A 17,461-nucleotide genomic window follows, 5' to 3' on the forward strand; every position below is an offset into this window, starting at 1 on the left:
AGTGTATTGGTAGGTTAATTTTGCTTACAAAGATTAAAAAGAAGGAATTCCATAGGAGTTGTAGAATAGTCAATTATGCGAAATGGTGAAAAAGTTGTTTTTGTAGATGCTGATGCTTGCCCTGTGAAAGATGAGATTGAGGCTCTTTGTGAAAAGTTCAAAAGGAAAGTTATTTTTGTAGCTTCCTACGCACATATGATAAATCGACAAAAACTCGATTACAATTATGGTCGATTCTCGTAGGGAAGAGGCCGATCTCTATATTGTAAACCATTGTAGAAAGGGTGATATTGTAGTAACCCAGGATCATGGATTAGCAGCTTTGCTTTTACCTAAAAAAGTCTTGGCTATTTCACCTCGAGGAAAACTCTTCATTGAAGATAAGATGGATGAACTTCTATATGTCAGACACCTTGGGCAAAAGCAAAGAAGAGCAGGGATGAAAACAAAAGGTCCAAATAAATTTACAAATGATGATATTTTAAAATTTTGTCAGGATTTCGAAAAATTTTTGTCAACAGAAGAAGGAATTTAGCAAATTAACTCGAATTAATATACTCTAACCTTTATGCTAAATAGGAAAAGAGAATGGTGAGTAAAAATGGGAAGTAGAATTTCTGAAGAAAAGATCGAAAAAATAAGAAATTCTGTAGACATTGTTGATGTAATAAGTGAATATGTTCAATTAAAGAAACAAGGTAGAAACCTAATAGGGTTATGTCCATTTCATGGAGAGAATACACCAAGTTTCTCCGTTTCTCCTGAAAAACAATTGTACCACTGCTTTGGTTGCGGTGCTGGGGGTAATACCCTTTCTTTTGTTATGGCAATTGAGGGTTATGAATTTTTAGATGCAGTAAAGCATATAGCGAAAAGATCAAATATCCAATTACCAGAACTAGAAAAGAATGAAAAAACAACACTTTCTAATGAAAATAACACGATGATAGCTGGTAATGAATTAGCTGGAAAATTATTTCACCACTTATTAGTTAATAGTGAACAAGGAATTAATGCTTTGCATTATTTGCAACAGAGAGGTTTTACTAATGAAATGATTAATACCTTTTCAATTGGCTATGCTCCAGACTCTTGGGAAACGTTAGTTAATTTTTTTGAAAAGAGAAATGTCCCATTAGATTTAATGGAGAAAGTTGGACTCCTCTCTAAAAGAGATTTTGATGGTAAATTATTTGACCGTTTTAGAAATCGTGTAATGTTCCCGATATGGAATAAAGAAGGTAAAGTAATTGGTTTTGGTGGAAGAGTTCTAGGTAATGAGCAACCTAAGTACTTAAACAGTGCAGACTCAATAATATTTAATAAGAGTACGATTGTTTATGGGTTACACATTGCTAGGCCTGAGATGAGAAAGAAAAATGAAGCTGTGCTCTTTGAAGGTTATGTCGATGTTATAAGTGCATGGCAAGCTGGAGTGAAAAATGGGGTTGCTACCTTAGGAACGGCTCTAACTAATGAACAAGCAAAACTCATTAGGAGAAATGCTGAGACTGTAATCATTTGTTATGATTCTGATAATGCTGGATTAAAAGCGACCTACAGAGCTATAAGTATTCTTGAGGCAAACAATTGTTATGTAAAAGTTGCGAGGCTTCCGGAAGGTTACGATCCCGATGATTACATACAAAAAAAAGGTCCTGAAAAGTTTCGGTCAGAAGTAATAATAGCCAATCAAACAACAATGGCATTCAAGATGGGCTTTCTTAGAAAAGGCAGAAACCTTCAAAATGAAGGAGAAAGAATGAAGTACATAGAGGATGTCCTCTTGGAAATCACAAAACTTTCTAATGCTATTGAGCGAGATCATTATACTAGGCAATTAGCTGAGGAATTTTCCCTATCTCTCGATGCTTTGAAACAAGAATTATACCGTATTTACAAAACAGGTAAACAGAAAAACCCGAGTCAAGAAAATACTAACACTTTAAAAATGAAAGGTAGTTTTACAAAACAAAAAAGACTCTTACCTGCATTTCATAATGCAGAGAGAATTCTTCTTGCATTTATGATGAAAGATATTAACGTTGCAAGTAAGGTACAAGAAAAAATTGGTGGTAATTTTAATATTGATGAATATCATGCAATTGTAGCGCATTTATATGCATATTATGGAGAAGGAAACGAACCTAATTCAAGTTATTTTATTCAAAAATTAAACGATGAGAAGTTGGCCAGAATTGCCACTGAAATTGCGATGATGACAATAAGTGAAGAATTGTCGGAGCAGGAATTAAGTGATTATATAAGGCAAATTAATAACTACCCAAAGGTAATTGAAATTGAAAGTAAAGAAAAAGCACGTAAAGAAGCTGAAAACAGAGGGGACTATCCATTGGCTGCCAAAATAGCTATGGAGATTCTTCAAATGAAAAAGGAATTAAAGCATTAATGCTTTTATTATATATATAAAAATTACATCTGCTCTAATACTAACAACAGTTCAAGTTGTTTGGTTATTTATAGATTTGTAGTTGAATTTTTGGAAGGAGGCGGTCGTATGGCAGAAAAACCAGTTCGCCCAGTGGCAGAAGGAGAAATGTCAATCGATCAAGTAAAGGACCAATTAGTAGAACTCGGAAAAAAACGAGGTGTTCTAGCATATGCCGAAATAACAGAAAAGCTATCTGTATTTGATCAAGATTCGGATCAAATGGACGAGTTCTTTGAATATTTAGGTGATCAAGGTATCGAGGTATTAAATGAATCAGAAGATATACCAAATATTGCAGAAGTTGCAAAAGAAGAAGAAGAGTTTGACTTAAATGATTTAAGTGTTCCACCAGGGATTAAGATTAATGATCCAGTACGTATGTATTTGAAAGAAATCGGCCGTGTACCACTACTCTCTGCTGAGGAAGAGATTCAATTAGCTAAGAAAATTGAAACTGGGGATGAAGAGGCAAAGAGAAGATTAGCCGAGGCAAACTTAAGACTCGTTGTAAGTATTGCAAAACGTTATGTAGGTAGAGGAATGTTGTTTCTTGATTTAATTCAAGAAGGAAATATGGGCTTAATTAAGGCTGTTGAAAAGTTTGACTATGAAAAAGGATATAAATTTAGTACGTATGCTACATGGTGGATCCGTCAGGCAATTACGCGTGCAATTGCTGACCAGGCAAGAACAATAAGAATTCCAGTTCATATGGTTGAGACAATTAATAAATTAATCCGTGTACAACGTCAATTACTTCAGGATTTAGGGCGAGAACCAACACCAGAGGAAGTTTCTGCTGAAATGGATCTAACACCTGAAAAGGTCAGAGAGATATTAAAAATTGCACAAGAACCAGTTTCGCTAGAGACTCCTATAGGTGAAGAGGATGACTCTCATTTAGGTGACTTTATCGAAGACCAAGAAGCGTTAGCTCCATCTGATGCTGCTGCTTATGAATTATTAAAAGAGCAGTTAGAAGATGTTTTAGACACATTAACTGATAGAGAAGAAAATGTACTCCGCCTTCGCTTTGGGCTAGATGATGGGCGTACTCGAACTCTAGAAGAAGTAGGAAAAGTGTTCGGTGTAACCCGTGAGAGAATACGTCAGATCGAAGCTAAAGCCCTACGTAAACTCCGTCATCCGAGTAGAAGCAAACGCCTTAAAGATTTCTTAGAATAATGACATGAGAGGTTTACTTCTTTTCTGAAGTAAACCTTTTTATATCAAAGAAAGAAAGTTTAATTTTTTTAGTTAATCAAAATTTATAAATTTCTAACTTGGAAACTGTCTAGCTCCAGCGCCTGTGCTTCTTCAATGTGAATTACATTTCTTGTCATTTATTTTACTGACTTTTTTCATGTTTTGCAAACGTCCTTAAGATTTTTGTCAGAATTCACATTAGATTGCATCTGAGTACAGAAACAATTAAGATATTTATGAAACTACATAAAATAGGTGAGTGTAAATGAATGAGAGTATTTTATCAAAACGTTTAGAAATGGTAGCAAATAAAATTCCTCAAGGAAGTAGGCTAGCTGATATAGGTTCAGACCATGCTTATTTACCTTGTTTTGCATTTAGAAAAGGGATCATTACATCAGCAATTGCAGGAGAAGTAAATGAAGGTCCATTCCAATCAGCGGTTGAACAAGTACGTAAACTAAATTATCAGGGTGATGTTTCTGTTCGAAAAGGTAATGGATTACAAGTTATAAAAACAGGGGAAGTAGACGTTATTACTATTGCTGGTATGGGGGGACCGTTAATATCTAATATTTTAGAAGCAGGTAAAGAAAAGCTTTCTGAAGTAAATCGACTAATCTTGCAGCCAAATGTAGCTGCCAATAAAGTTAGGCATTGGTTAGTAAAAAATAATTGGGTGCTAATTGGTGAGGAAATTATTGAGGAAGATGGGGTCATTTATGAAATCCTAGTAGCAGATAGACAGGGAGCAAGTCCTTATAGTGAGGAAAATTACCAATTAGAAATTTTACTAGGTCCTTTTTTGATGAAAAATAGAAATAAATCGTTTGTTAAAAAATGGAAAAACGAAGTGAGTGAATGGAAAAAAATCGTTAAGCAATTTGATAGAGCGAAACCTACCTTAGAAGTTCTAAAGAAAAAACAAGAACTATTGGAGAAAATCAATGAAGTAGAGGAGGTATTGAGTTGACAAAGTTAGTAAATGGTCAAGCTATAATACAAGCTTTTGAAAGGTGGTCCCCGAAATCTTTGGCAGTCGATGGAGATAAAATAGGATTGCAAATAGGCACTCTAAACAAACCAATAAAAAAAGTAATGGTTGTATTAGACCTATTAGAGACAGTTGTTGATGAAGCAATTAAAGAAGAAGTTGATTTAATCATAGCTCACCATCCGATAATTTTTCGTCCATTAAAAGCGATACAGACAGATCGACCCTATGGAAGAGTTGTAGAAAAATTAATCAAACACGATATTACTGTATACGTGGCACATACAAATCTAGATGTTACGAAAGGTGGAGTCAATGATTTATTGGCAGAAAAGCTTGGGTTAGTAAATATTGATTTGTTAGCTCCGACAACGGAATTTAAATTAAAGAAACTAGTAGTTTTTGTTCCAAAGGACCATGCGAATCAAGTGAGAGAAGCCTTAGCTCTTGCAGGTGCTGGATATATTGGAGACTATAGTCATTGTACATTTAATTCCGAGGGCGTCGGTACATTTAAACCTGAAGCTGGTACAAATCCATTTATCGGGGAACAAGAGAAATTAGAAAAAGTAGAAGAAATTAAAATTGAAACGATTTTTCCAATAAATATTCAAAATAAGGTTATTTCAAGTTTGATTAGAGCACATCCATACGAGGAAGTAGCTTATGATATTTATCCATTAGATAATAAAGGTGAGTTATTGGGATTAGGAAGAGTAGGATATTTGCCAGAAGAAATGTCGTTAAAAGAATTTGCTATTTTTGTAAAAAAGGCTTTTAATGTGGATGGATTGCGTGTAGTTGGTAATTTAGACGAGAAAGTAAGAAAGGTAGCTGTTTTAGGTGGTGATGGGAATAAATATGTATCCCAAGCCCAGTTTAAAGGTGCTGATGTTTTTGTAACTGGTGACGTTTATTATCATGTAGCGCATGATGCAATGATGGACGGACTAAATTTAGTTGATCCTGGTCACAATATAGAAAAAATTATGAAGGAAGCGGTAAAAAATTATTTAGCTCAATTTATTTTAGAAAATAAATATGACACAAAAGTAATTTCTTCAAGTACTAATACCGACCCATTTACTTTTTTATAAGAAAAAAACGGGCAATTTTGCCCGTTTTACTTGTTTTTCTTTACTTTTGGTAAGATTTTATTTATTGGTATTTTTTTCTCGATTTTCCACGTTAATGGATCATTTTCGTTAAACTTCTCTAAAAAGCTAATAACTTCTTTTGTTATTGGCGTTGGTGTAGATGCCCCACTAGTTACAGCAACTTTTTTTATTCCTTTGAGCCAATCAATATTTAATTCTAGAATATCAGAAATTCGGTATGCTTTTGTTCCGGCAATTTCCTCGGAAACTTGGGCTAATCGATTGGAGTTGTTGCTTTTTGGATCGCCTACCACAATAAGTAGTTCTGCTTCTTTTGCTTGCTCGGCTACTGCTTCTTGTCTTACTTGAGTAGCTAAGCATATTTCATTATGGATTTCTGACTTTGGATATTTTTCTAAAGCGGCTTTCATAATATGGGATACATCCCATTGGCTCATGGTCGTTTGATTTGTAATAGTAATCTTATCACTCTCTATATTTAATTTATTCACATCATTAATATTTTCAACAAGATGTACATGGCTTGGAGCTACACCAATTGCACCTTCTGGTTCAGGGTGCCCCTTTTTACCAATATAAATGACATCGTACCCTTCACTTGTTTTTTCTTTAATTAAATCATGGGTTTTTGTGACGTCAGGACATGTTGCATCGACAGTAGTTAGACCTTTGTCTTTTGCTAACTTACGTACTTCAGGGGAAATCCCATGAGCAGTAAAAATAACAGTTCCTTTGTTAACTTTATTAAGTATTTCAAGACGGTTAGGCCCATCTAATGTTATTATACCATCTTCTGAAAAAGCATCAGTAACATGTTTATTATGAACAATCATACCTAATATATAAATTGGCTTAGGTAGGTCTAAGTTATTTGCTGCTTGCCTAGCTAATACCATTGCATCAACAACACCGTAACAATAGCCACGAGGTGATATTTTGATTACTTCCATTTAAGGTGCCTCCTTCAATGTTCACTATTACTATTATAATTTAATTATTTAATTATAAGCAATTAATTTGCTAAAACAGTTTTAGGTAAATGAATTTGATAAATTTAAATAATCAGCGAGTAAAATTTGATTACGAAATGTATGAATAAATTTTTTGATATAATGAAAAAAACACCCTTATAAAAAGGATGTTTTTTACTTGAAAAGTAAGGGAATTCTAAAGTTAGACGTTTGTACTATTGTCATGCTCCTTGAGAAATTTGAATATTTTTATCAATAAATTCGTAAGCTTCTTCCTCAGTCATGTTGTTTGCAAGTATTAATTCACTTACAATAAATTGCTTAGCTTTATCCAAATTCTTACGGTCTTGAATATGGAGACCATTAGTGCGTTCATATTCTTTTAGGCTTAAATTAGCAATTACATGCGCAGCATCAATAATATTTCCTGACTTTAATAAATTTTCGTTTTCCCTAGAATATTGTTTAGGATTTTCGTTTTTTGTTTGAACGCCGTTTTGAAGTGCATAAATAAGTTCATCTAGTTGATTTTCTTCAATAACATTTCTTAAACCAGAGCTGTTTATTCTATCTTCTGGAAGCATTAAAGTAACATCATTTAAGGGGAAATATAAAACGTAATAAGAAATTTTTTCCCCTAGAACCTCCTTTACTTCGATATCTCGAATTGTACCAGCACCATGATATGGATATACGACGTGATCACCTACATTGAACATAAACATACCTCCAAACGTTTTCTAATACGGTAGAAACAACTATTCTCCAATCAAACAAACTGTAAATTTGGAAATTTCACATAAGAATTTGAGAATAGAATAGTACAAATAAAGCGGAGCATAGTATGTAAAAAACTGTGGCTTTTTACAATGAAGATTTTTGAGGATAAAAACAGTATACCATATTTGTTTGAAAAAGAAAAATTTTACAACAATTACCTGTTTTATGCCTACTCTTATAGTATGTTCAAACAATACTAAAATATGTATGAAAAATAGAGGTTGGCTCAAAAGGTGTAAAATTGTACCTTAAACTTGAGTCATCCTCTATATTAGTGAAGCAAATTAAATGTAGAGTTTTGGTGCTGGCATGCCGTTTGCAAGCCGCTTGGAGGACTTCTTTTTATTGACTTTTGGGTGCTTCTTTTTTTTAGAAATTGGTTTCTTCTTCTTCTTTTCACTTTTCTTTTTAATAGTAAATTCTTTTTTCTTTGCTTTTTTCTTTGCTTTTTTTTCTGTAATTGTATTAACTTCCTTATTTATTTCTACTTCTTCGGTTTCTTTATTTTCTTCGCTTGAACTCCCGCTATTCCTCATCATACTAACTATAGCAGGTAATTGTTTAACTAGAGGGCCGTATTGTTGAACAAGAGGACTTACTTGTTGAAAGATACCTATTGCTTTTTGTGCATTTTGTAACATTCCAGCTATATTTGATAAACCGCCTCCACCAGCCTGAGCTCCACTGAATAATTTCGATAAAAATCCCCCCGACTGTGCAACTCCTTGCTGAATTGGAATATTGCTGAGCTGCCCTACAGCCCCAGTTGAAAGTCCTCTAGAAAATAACGAAGTAGCTGGAGCATAGGGTGGTATTTGTGGTGTTGGCATTGGATACATGGGCTCCATCCTTTCATAAATACAAAATTCTCTACAATTAGGTATATGCATGTGTCTAATCGGATGTGCCACTCGTTGAGTAACAACAAATTGTTATGTCATATATTAGATTGTTGGTTTTTGTTTTTGTGAAAAGAATGGTATAGTATAAAGTCTAGGATACTAATGATAGCTACTATCAAATGAGCGGATAGGGACTATATCTTTTAATTATTTAGGAAATTAAACTCTAGATTGAGGTAGGAGAATGTATATGAGTAACAAATCAAATTTCGAAAGATTTAACTTAAAGCCGTTTATTATTGAAGCTTTAAATGAACAACGTTTCAAAATGCCAACTGAAATTCAAGAACGACTAATACCAGCGATTATTTCAGGGAAAGATGTAATTGGTCAATCGCAAACAGGGTCAGGAAAAACTTTAGCTTTTCTAATACCCTTAGTAGAACGGATTGATGTAACAAAAGAAGAGGTACAAGCAGTCATAACTGCACCAACTAGAGAGTTAGCAGGGCAAATTTTTCAGGAATTAGAAAAGCTTCTACTCTTCTCTAAAGAAGAAATATCTGCAAAGCTCATTGTTGGCGGTACGGACCGTTTACGTACAATTGAAAAGTTAAAAAAGCAACCTCAAATTGTTGTAGGCACACCTGGTAGAATTTCGGATTTAATAGGGGAACAGGCTTTAAAAGTCTATACTTCACCAATGCTAGTAGTTGACGAAGCCGATCAAATGTTAGATATGGGATTTATTGAAGAAGTTGATAAGATTGCTGCACGTATGGCTGAACAGCTTCAAATGCTTGTTTTCTCAGCGACTGTACCAGAGAAACTACAACCATTCTTAAGAAAGTACATGAATAATCCGCGTCATGTACAAGTAAATCCAGAGAAAACTACGGCTGAAAAAATTGAGCATTATTTACTTCCATTGAGACATAGAAACAGAATTAACCTTGTAATGGAGGTGGCAAGGCTATATAATCCTTATTTTGCGATTATTTTTGCAAATACGAAAGAACAAGTAGATGAAATTGCTGATGCCTTATTACAAGAAGGACTAAATGTTGACAGAATTCACGGTGGTCTCAATCCTCGTCAGCGTAAACAGGTGATGAAAGATGTTAATTCAGCGAAAATTCAATATTTAGTAGCATCCGACTTAGCTGCTAGAGGAATAGATATAAAGGGAGTTACTCATATAATTAATTTTGAACTTCCGAGAAATGATCTTGATTGGTACGTTCATCGTGTAGGCCGTTCAGCGCGTGCTGGTGCATCTGGAGTTGCCTTAACTATTTATGATGAAAAAGATGATCAATCTATCGAAAAGCTTATGAATCGCAAAATTAACTTTAAATTTGTCGATATAAAAAATGGTGAATGGATTGAATTAGAAAATAAATTAAACCGTAAAGTACGAAAAACAACAATTCCATCAACTCCTATAGCTACAAGGAAAGCAACTGTCCCTGCCACGGGAGGCAAAGCTAAAGCAAAGCCAAAAGGAGTAAAGCCTGGCTATAAGAAAAAAGCAAGGTGGGAGCAAGAAAAACAGGAGCAACGAAATAGACGTAAAAATAGAAAAAAATAAAAAGGAGATTATGAGAGGATGAAATTAGGTTCACACGTATCAATGAGTGGAAAAAAGATGCTTCTTTCTGCAAGTGAGGAAGCAGTTTCATATGGAGCAAATACATTTATGATCTATACGGGTGCTCCACAAAATACGCGAAGAAAACCAGTTGAAGAGTTGAATATTCCTGCCGGACAAGCACATATGTTGGAACATGGGATTAAAGAAATTATTGTTCATGCACCTTATATTATCAATATTGGCAATTCACAAAAGCAGGAAACATTTGAGTTAGGAGTAAATTTCTTGAAGTCTGAGATTGCTCGCACTTACGAATTAGGAGCAAAGCAAATTGTTCTTCATCCTGGAGCTCATGTCAACGCTGGTGCAGATGTAGGAATAAAGCAAATTATTACTGGATTAAATGAGGTACTAGAAAAAGACCAGGAAGTTCAAATAGCGTTAGAGACAATGGCTGGTAAGGGTTCAGAATGTGGTCGCAGCTTTGAAGAGTTAGCTGAAATCATTAACGGAGTATCATTAAATGAAAAGTTATCTGTCTGCTTAGATACGTGTCACGTGCATGATGCTGGTTATAATATAGTTGAGGATTTTGATGGTGTATTAAATGAATTTGATAAAATAGTTGGATTAGACCGTATAAAGGTTCTGCATATTAATGACAGTAAGAATGTTCGAGGAGCAAGAAAAGATCGCCATGAAAATATTGGTTTTGGTTATATCGGGTTTAATGCTCTTAGCTATATTGTTCACCATCCTCAACTTGAAAATATACCAAAAATATTAGAAACACCATACGTTGGAACAGATAAGAAAAATACTAAACCACCATATAAACATGAAATTGATATGTTAATAAGTAAAAAGTTTGACCCTGAAGTTCAACAAAAAATTATGGCATAAATAAAAAAACCCCCATTCATTATTTGATTACATTATGAATGGGGGTTTTATATTACAAAATTTAGAATATTAAATAAGTTATCCCACTCTTATGGGACAGTAAGACCCACACCTCAAAATTAAGAAAATGGAAAAGTTTAAGTGGGGGATGTAAGAAAGCTCCCATTGATTAAACTGTAGTTCAGCTTTATTATGAGGTAATAATAATATTTTTGACTTTGGAAAGGTGTGTAGCTACCGGTATCGCCTAGCTCCTCTAGATAGCCTGTGGCAAAGGAAGCCTGCACTTGCCATGTCTAGCTCCAAGACACATCTTTGAAAAGACTTCCTTGGAAGTTTTGCGGCGAGTAACTCAGGAGCAGGCGTCTTGCTCTTTTCTTATAAGTATTGATCATATTGCTTTAACATTTCGTTTACTTGTTTTTCAGTTTTGGCGTCTATTTGTTGTTTTACCTTAGCTAATATCCGTTCGCGTTGAGCCTTATTAGTAACATCAATTCTTTCGGATCTTAATATTGCTATTATTTTTGTTGCTTGCGCATTAGAAATCTTAAATTGGTACTGCTTAGCATATTGAATTAACTCTTCTTTTGTTAGGGTATTGAGCTTATGGTTTACCATTTGTAAAATAAAAGGATTCATATTTTGCCTTCCTTTCTAAAATAGTAATTAGTTTAGTTTATGTTTTAAAATATGTAACGTGACTAAAATTTAATGACAAACGTATAAAAGATATAAAACAAAAAAATGTTTGCAATTGTTTCAGGCTGCTAATATAATTTACTGAAAGATAAAAAGTTTCCCTTAGGAAACTTTTTATCTTTCGTGCACAAATTCGGAGCATACGTCATATATTGAATTTGATCATTCAAAATTGTAAATAACTATTAACTTAATAAGTGTAATCAAATAGAAATGTATTCTTAGAATAGAACATTAAATTTTAAAGGTTAATTAGAAAAGGAGGATCTACTGTGAGGGGAAATCAATACGAAATAACTGTTGAAAATCTATCCGTAAATTATGGTGGACATCACGCTATAAAAAATATTAGTTTTTCTTTTCAAAGCGGTCATCTAATAGGAATTGTAGGACCGAATGGTGCCGGTAAATCAACGCTAATAAAAGCAGTTTTAGGTTTAGAGAAGTTTTCAGGTGAGGTAAAAGTTTTTGGTAAAAGTATAAAAGAAATGCGTAAGAAAATTTCTTATGTCCCTCAAAGAAGCTCTATAGACTTTGATTTTCCAGTTATTGTAGAAGACGTTGTATTAATGGGTAGATACACATACATCCCTTGGTACAAAAGAATTGGAAATAAAGATAGAGAAATAGCGATGAATGCACTTGAACAAGTAGGGATGAAAAGTTTTGCAAAACGTCAAATTGGACAATTATCTGGTGGACAACAGCAACGAGTATTTATTGCACGTGCATTAGCTCAACAAGCAGATTTGTTTTTCTTGGATGAACCCTTTGTAGGTATAGATGCAACGAGTGAGGATATCATAGTAGATCTTTTGAGGCAGCTTCAAAAAGAAGGTAAAACTATCTTTGTAGTACACCATGATTTAAGCAAGGTAGAAAAATATTTTGACCAATTGTTACTTCTAAATCAAGAATTAGTCGGAGTTGGAAAAGTGAAGGATATATATAAACCTGAACTATTATCAGAAGCTTACAAAGGCAGTATAACATTATTTGAAAACAAGGATAAGATGATGGTGGTGAGTAATTAATGCAACAAGTAATGAGCTTCATAGATCAAGTTTCGAGATATCAGTATTTGCAAAATGCTTTGATCGCCGCTATATTAGTTGGGATTATTTGTGGTGTGGTTGGTTGTTTTATTATTTTAAGGGGAATGTCACTTATGGGGGATGCGATTTCTCACGCTGTTTTACCTGGAATTGTAATTGCCTATATGTTGGGGATTAATTTCTTTGTTGGAGCAGTTATTACAGGAGTTATTACTGCCTTATCAATAGGGTATATTTCACAAAACAGTCGTATTAAGGATGACTCTGCCATTGGTATAATGTTTACTGCTGCATTTGCACTAGGTGTTGTTCTTAATTCGACATTAAAAGGCACAAGTGTTAATTTATGGCATATATTGTTTGGAAATGTACTCGCTGTATCTAGAACTGACTTATGGATTACATTTGGAATGGGTATTTTTGTTATTTTGATGATTATTTTATTTTATCGGCCACTATTATTAAGTACATTTGATCCAACAATGGCTAAAGCAACTGGATTACCAGTAAAATTTATTCACTACATGTTAATGCTATTATTATCATTAGTAACAGTTGCCTCCCTTCAAACGGTTGGGATTATTTTAGTAGTAGCTATGCTTATAACACCGGGTGCAACTGCTTATTTATTGACAGATCGCCTATCGACTATGTTAGTAATGGCTGCCGTTTTTGGTGGGATTTCTGGTGTTATTGGTTTATATTATTCAGTTTTGTTTGATGTAAGCTCTGGTTCAACGATTGTTTTAGTTGCATCTATTTTATTTGGGTTAGCATTCTTTTTTTCGCCAAAACAAGGGGTACTTTGGAAAATATTTAGATCAAGAATTTAAGTTAGAAAATCGCAAGAGGAGATGCCCTTGCGATTTTCTAACTGTCTACAAAATATTTAGCAGCCATTTGATAAAAGATATTTTGACTTTGAACCTCAAGTTCATTTTTAGATTTTTGTACATAAGTATAGGTACCATCTTTATTTTGTTGTCTAGCCTTTACATTATCCTTTATCATTATTTCTAAAATATTTTTAATTCTGTCTTTAATTTTATTATCAATGATAGGAAAAAGAATTTCTATCCTTCTTTCCATATTTCTTGTCATCCAATCTGCTGAAGATAAGAATAAGGAATGATTCCCACCATGATGAAAGTAAAAAATTCGACTATGTTCTAAAAATCTGTCTACGATACTTATAACTCTAATATTTTCACTTACATCTAATATCCCAGGTCTCAAACAACAAATCCCTCTTATTATCAGTTCAATTGTAACACCAGCCTGACTAGCTTCGTAAAGTTTTGTAATGATAGGTTTATCAGTAAGTGAATTCATTTTGGCAATGATTTTACCGTTTCCATTTTTTTTATGGAACTCAATTTCTTTCTCGATTAACTCTAGAAATGTCTCTCTTATCTCAAATGGAGCAGTTGAAATATAATTCCATTTCGGTTTTTCACTAAAACCACTTAAGTAATTGAAAAAGTTAGTAGCATCAATGCCGATTTTTTCGTTACTTGTTAATAAGCCCATATCTGTATATAGCTTAGCGGTTGAGTCGTTATAGTTACCAGTTCCTAAATGGACAAACCGTTGAATTTGGTCATTTGAATGTCGCACAATTAATGTTATTTTACTGTGTGTTTTTAATGATGTAATCCCATAAATTACATGAACTCCTGATTTCTCTAACTTTTTAGCCCATTGAATATTATTTTCTTCATCAAATCTTGCCTTTAACTCGACGAGTACGGTTACTTGCTTTCCGTTTTCAGCTGCCTTGGCTAATGAGTGAATAATTGGCGAATCTCCACTAACACGGTAGAGTGTTTGCTTAATCGCTAATACATTTGGATCACTTGCTGCTGTTGATATAAAGTCAACAATTGGTTGAAATGACTCGTAAGGATGATGTAAGAAAATATCTTTTTTTAAAATCGCTTCAAATATATCTACCTCATTTGCTAAATCTTCAGGTGGTTGTGGGATAAACGTTTCATTAATTAAATAATCGTGCTCAGAACCAATAACAGAATAGATTTTAAATAGGAACGTTAAATCTAATGGTCCGTGAAAAGTATAAACATCTTTTTGTTTTAATTCTAAAACATCTAATAAAAAAACTAGTACTTTTTCAGCCATTTTCCCTTCTTGCATTTCAAGTCTTACTGCAGCCCCCCACTTTCGCTTTTTCAGTTCCTTTTCTATTTCAGTTAACAGGTCACGAGCTCCTTCCTCGTGAATAGTTAAATCTGCGTTTCTTGTAATTCGAAATGGGGATACTGATAAAACTGTATAGCCATTAAAAAGTTCTTGTATAAAGAAACTAATAACATCTTCTAACATAATAAATTGAGCCTTCCCGTTAGAAGAAGGTAAACTAATAAATCGAGTTAAGACACTTGGAACTTGTACAATTGCTAATTTCTCTTTCTTCATGTCTGGTTTTGATAATAGGACAGCTAAATTTAGACTTTTATTTAGCAGCATCGGAAATGGTCTGTAAGCGTCAATAGCCATTGGTGTTAATACTGGTAGTATATAAGTATTAAATCGATTTCTTAAAAAATCAATTTGCTCTGAGTTACACTCTTCTATGGCAAGAAACTGAAACCCTTCATAGTAGAGCATCGGGAGTAACGTTTCGGTGAATAATTGATCTTGTAGTTTAACAATTCGATGGTTTAAAACACAGATTTTTTCTAATTGCTCTCTAGGTGTTAATCCAGCTTTATTTTCTGGTTTATTAAATCCAGCTTTGACCTGATCTTTAAGCCCTGCTACACGTACCATAAAAAACTCATCGAGATTGGAGCTGAAAATAGCTAAAAATTTAAACCTCTCCAATAAAGGATTCCTTTCATCAATAGCTTCTTGTAATACTCTTTCATTAAATCTAAGCCAACTTAATTCACGGTTATTATAAAAATTAGGATTATTTAAATCGATAAATTTACACAATTGGTGTTTTTTCATTAGAATCACCTTTCAAACCTTTAATCTAAAATAAAGCTTTATTCAAATCAATTTCCTTTATCTTCTAAATGAGTGAAAGTTCAATTAAAAACAATAGATTTACTACGATAAACAATAAACCATAGTCAGTTTATTAGTTATCTGAATTTTTTTGGGGTAAAGGACCTCCACTTCTAAGCGTAGCGTAGATTGGATTTTCCGATGTTTCAGCTTGCTGAAACGAGTTCACTTTTTTAATACTTAGCATCCGTTTTCTTCGGCATTACTACTTGGAAAAATAGTTCAATTTGTTTGTTAACTGTCTTTTCAAGGTGCTTCTTTTGCTTTTGCGCTTGTGTTTTCTCGAAATACGGCTCTGATTTACAAATCAAATCTAAATGAAGGACACCACTACTTTTTTGATCTATTTTTACTTTTGTTATAATTTGTTTTTTTGTTCGATTTAAACTATAAGAGAACTTCAAAATTGCCCCAAGTAATTCAAGTTTTTCAACATCGTCTATCGTAAACCAATCTTTAAAATCTGATAAATATGATACAAGGGTATTTCGTGATTTAAATGATGCAATTAAAGAAATTTTTAACCTTTCAAGATGCGTTAGTCCATCAATTGATAGATTTGTTAATAAATAAAAAGTATGTTGACTACTAGCCTCATGGCTAATATATTCTCCTAGATAAAGTACATGGCAACTTAGCTGTAGAATCTTTAAATCGTCTTCAGTAAAGGAATTTTTATTGTGATTTTTTAAACTGTTAAAAAGGTCAGTTGCCAACTTTGAAATATAATTAACTTGGTCAATATCTATCTCATATTTTTGAGATAACTGATAAAAACTTTCCTCAGCAATGCTTGGAAAATTTTCTATGTTTTTTTGTTGAAATAACTCCTTATAAAATAATCCGTTTCTTAGTCCTTTGTTACTCATTATGAATGTAGAAACTTTTGCTACACTCATCAATGTAAAGATAGCCTCAGCTGCAGGAATAATAATATCGGCACGATCCTTCGATAGTCCATCTAAACCTTGTCTTTCTTTTAAAGATAATTTCTTAAGATTAGTGATAATATCCAGCATATTATCATAGCTCATTTCATAATGATGTAAGCCATTTAGTGGGTAATTTATTTTACGCTGATGAATTAACGCAAGGTTTCTTGCGCTTCCTCCAATGCCAATTAATGGCACCTGTTGTTTTTTTATCCATTCAAGGGATTGGAACTGTTCTGTTAAAAAAGCCTTTAATTTTGTTAGCTCTTCTTTCGTAGGTGGTTCGTTTTTTAAAAAGTTCTGTTTTAATGTAATGGCACCAAAAGGAAAACTAAAATAATTTATTAATTTTCTGTTTTTAAATAATGTTACCTCAGTACTTCCGCCACCAATATCTATCGTAAGTCCATCAATAATATTTGTTGAATTTGTTACAGCTAAATATCCATAAAATGCTTCTTCATAATCTGATAATATATCCATTGAGAAGTCTGTTTCTTCACTTACTTTATTAATGATTTTCGCTTGGTTATTTGCTTGACGAACGGCCGCTGTCGCTACGCATTTTATATTCGTTACATTATATGTACGGGTAATATCCTGAAAATATTTTAACGCCTCTAATAAAACAGAAATTCCTTTGTTAGTAATATTTCCTTCTTTATTAATATGGCTACTTAATCGTGCTACTACTTTTAAATTTTGTATTTCATTATAAAATCCTCTTTTATCTAATTGAAAAATAACAAGTCGTATAGAATTCGATCCTATATCGATAAAGGCAATATTTTGATTTTGCATACCAATGGATCCTCCCTAAAAATTATTAGTTATTTTTTCCATTATACAACACTATAATGAAAAGGGCGCTTCGTTTAC

15 protein-coding genes are annotated in these 17,461 nt (G+C 33.3%); 9 read left to right on the forward strand and 6 right to left on the reverse strand.

From position 1 onward, the window contains the following. The first annotated feature begins 226 nt into the window (after positions 1–226). From BKP37_RS05565 to BKP37_RS05585, 5 genes are all read left to right on the forward strand, one after another. Complete coding sequence (locus BKP37_RS05565; protein ID WP_084034561.1) at positions 227–535, forward strand: DUF188 domain-containing protein; 309 nt, start codon at positions 227–229, stop codon at positions 533–535. Positions 536–601: 66 nt separating this feature from the next. Continuing rightward, entirely contained in the window at positions 602–2,410 is a 1,809-nt protein-coding gene (gene dnaG, locus BKP37_RS05570; protein WP_071308691.1) for a DNA primase, read from the forward strand. Positions 2,411–2,518: 108 nt separating this feature from the next. Next, positions 2,519–3,637, forward strand: a complete 1,119-nt coding sequence (gene rpoD / locus BKP37_RS05575) for an RNA polymerase sigma factor RpoD (RefSeq protein WP_071308692.1) — start codon at positions 2,519–2,521, stop codon at positions 3,635–3,637. A 286-nt stretch (positions 3,638–3,923) separates the two neighbouring features. Further along, positions 3,924–4,631 carry a tRNA (adenine(22)-N(1))-methyltransferase gene (locus tag BKP37_RS05580; protein WP_071308693.1) on the forward strand — a complete coding sequence of 236 codons (708 nt, stop codon included), beginning with the start codon at positions 3,924–3,926 and terminating at the stop codon, positions 4,629–4,631. Continuing rightward, entirely contained in the window at positions 4,628–5,749 is a 1,122-nt protein-coding gene (locus tag BKP37_RS05585; RefSeq protein ID WP_071308694.1) for a Nif3-like dinuclear metal center hexameric protein, read from the forward strand. The genes BKP37_RS05580 and BKP37_RS05585 overlap by 4 nt, the downstream gene beginning before the upstream one ends. Before the next feature lie 26 nt (positions 5,750–5,775). On the opposite strand, the gene BKP37_RS05590 is transcribed toward BKP37_RS05585, so the two are convergent. From BKP37_RS05590 to vrrA, 3 genes are all read right to left on the reverse strand, one after another. Next, a complete protein-coding gene (locus BKP37_RS05590) occupies positions 5,776–6,720 on the reverse strand; it encodes a 4-hydroxy-3-methylbut-2-enyl diphosphate reductase (RefSeq protein WP_071308695.1) in 945 nt (314 codons plus the stop codon). Between the two features lie 242 nt (positions 6,721–6,962). Beyond that, positions 6,963–7,460 (reverse strand): CarD family transcriptional regulator, encoded by a 498-nt coding sequence (locus BKP37_RS05595; protein WP_071308696.1) that lies wholly within the window; start codon positions 7,458–7,460, stop codon positions 6,963–6,965. A 345-nt stretch (positions 7,461–7,805) separates the two neighbouring features. After that, a complete protein-coding gene (vrrA, locus tag BKP37_RS05600) occupies positions 7,806–8,360 on the reverse strand; it encodes a VrrA/YqfQ family protein (RefSeq protein ID WP_071308697.1) in 555 nt (184 codons plus the stop codon). A gap of 253 nt (positions 8,361–8,613) precedes the next feature. On the opposite strand from vrrA, the gene BKP37_RS05605 reads away from it, so the two are divergent. Both BKP37_RS05605 and BKP37_RS05610 read left to right on the forward strand, forming a co-directional pair. Continuing rightward, complete coding sequence (locus tag BKP37_RS05605; RefSeq protein ID WP_071308698.1) at positions 8,614–9,954, forward strand: DEAD/DEAH box helicase; 1,341 nt, start codon at positions 8,614–8,616, stop codon at positions 9,952–9,954. Positions 9,955–9,972: 18 nt separating this feature from the next. Continuing rightward, a complete protein-coding gene (locus BKP37_RS05610; protein ID WP_071308699.1) occupies positions 9,973–10,860 on the forward strand; it encodes a deoxyribonuclease IV in 888 nt (295 codons plus the stop codon). Positions 10,861–11,238: 378 nt separating this feature from the next. Here the strand turns inward: BKP37_RS05610 and BKP37_RS05615 are convergent, their stop codons facing one another. Continuing rightward, positions 11,239–11,502 (reverse strand): DUF2624 family protein, encoded by a 264-nt coding sequence (locus BKP37_RS05615; protein WP_071308700.1) that lies wholly within the window; start codon positions 11,500–11,502, stop codon positions 11,239–11,241. Positions 11,503–11,834: 332 nt separating this feature from the next. Here BKP37_RS05615 and BKP37_RS05620 point away from each other — a divergent pair, with 332 nt between their 5' ends. Next, complete coding sequence (locus tag BKP37_RS05620) at positions 11,835–12,596, forward strand: metal ABC transporter ATP-binding protein (protein WP_071308701.1); 762 nt, start codon at positions 11,835–11,837, stop codon at positions 12,594–12,596. An 11-nt stretch (positions 12,597–12,607) separates the two neighbouring features. Beyond that, entirely contained in the window at positions 12,608–13,450 is an 843-nt protein-coding gene (locus BKP37_RS05625) for a metal ABC transporter permease (RefSeq protein ID WP_425424975.1), read from the forward strand. A 37-nt stretch (positions 13,451–13,487) separates the two neighbouring features. On the opposite strand, the gene BKP37_RS05630 is transcribed toward BKP37_RS05625, so the two are convergent. Both BKP37_RS05630 and ppx read right to left on the reverse strand, forming a co-directional pair. Continuing rightward, positions 13,488–15,590: an RNA degradosome polyphosphate kinase gene (locus BKP37_RS05630; RefSeq protein ID WP_071308703.1), complete on the reverse strand. Its 2,103-nt coding sequence runs from the start codon at positions 15,588–15,590 to the stop codon at positions 13,488–13,490. Positions 15,591–15,823: 233 nt separating this feature from the next. After that, the gene (gene ppx / locus BKP37_RS05635; protein ID WP_071308704.1) at positions 15,824–17,383 is read right to left on the reverse strand and encodes an exopolyphosphatase; all 1,560 of its coding nucleotides are present in this window, start codon (positions 17,381–17,383) and stop codon (positions 15,824–15,826) included. Positions 17,384–17,461 lie beyond the last annotated feature (78 nt).

The organism is Anaerobacillus alkalilacustris (assembly GCF_001866005.1).
In the GTDB taxonomy this organism is placed as follows: domain Bacteria; phylum Bacillota; class Bacilli; order Bacillales; family Anaerobacillaceae; genus Anaerobacillus; species Anaerobacillus alkalilacustris.

Bases quoted from the DNA above. Each gene is read 5' to 3' on its own strand.
- dnaG (WP_071308691.1), top strand. From the start codon at position 602: ATGGGAAGTAGAATTTCTGAAGAAAAGATCGAAAAAATAAGAAATTCT.
- BKP37_RS05590 (WP_071308695.1), bottom strand. From the start codon at position 6,720: ATGGAAGTAATCAAAATATCACCTCGTGGCTATTGTTACGGTGTTGTT.
- rpoD (WP_071308692.1), top strand. From the start codon at position 2,519: ATGGCAGAAAAACCAGTTCGCCCAGTGGCAGAAGGAGAAATGTCAATC.
- ppx (WP_071308704.1), bottom strand. From the start codon at position 17,383: ATGCAAAATCAAAATATTGCCTTTATCGATATAGGATCGAATTCTATA.
- BKP37_RS05625 (WP_425424975.1), top strand. From the start codon at position 12,608: ATGAGCTTCATAGATCAAGTTTCGAGATATCAGTATTTGCAAAATGCT.
- BKP37_RS05630 (WP_071308703.1), bottom strand. From the start codon at position 15,590: ATGAAAAAACACCAATTGTGTAAATTTATCGATTTAAATAATCCTAAT.
- BKP37_RS05565 (WP_084034561.1), top strand. From the start codon at position 227: ATGGTCGATTCTCGTAGGGAAGAGGCCGATCTCTATATTGTAAACCAT.
- vrrA (WP_071308697.1), bottom strand. From the start codon at position 8,360: ATGTATCCAATGCCAACACCACAAATACCACCCTATGCTCCAGCTACT.
- BKP37_RS05610 (WP_071308699.1), top strand. From the start codon at position 9,973: ATGAAATTAGGTTCACACGTATCAATGAGTGGAAAAAAGATGCTTCTT.
- BKP37_RS05595 (WP_071308696.1), bottom strand. From the start codon at position 7,460: ATGTTCAATGTAGGTGATCACGTCGTATATCCATATCATGGTGCTGGT.
- BKP37_RS05605 (WP_071308698.1), top strand. From the start codon at position 8,614: ATGAGTAACAAATCAAATTTCGAAAGATTTAACTTAAAGCCGTTTATT.
- BKP37_RS05580 (WP_071308693.1), top strand. From the start codon at position 3,924: ATGAATGAGAGTATTTTATCAAAACGTTTAGAAATGGTAGCAAATAAA.
- BKP37_RS05615 (WP_071308700.1), bottom strand. From the start codon at position 11,502: ATGAATCCTTTTATTTTACAAATGGTAAACCATAAGCTCAATACCCTA.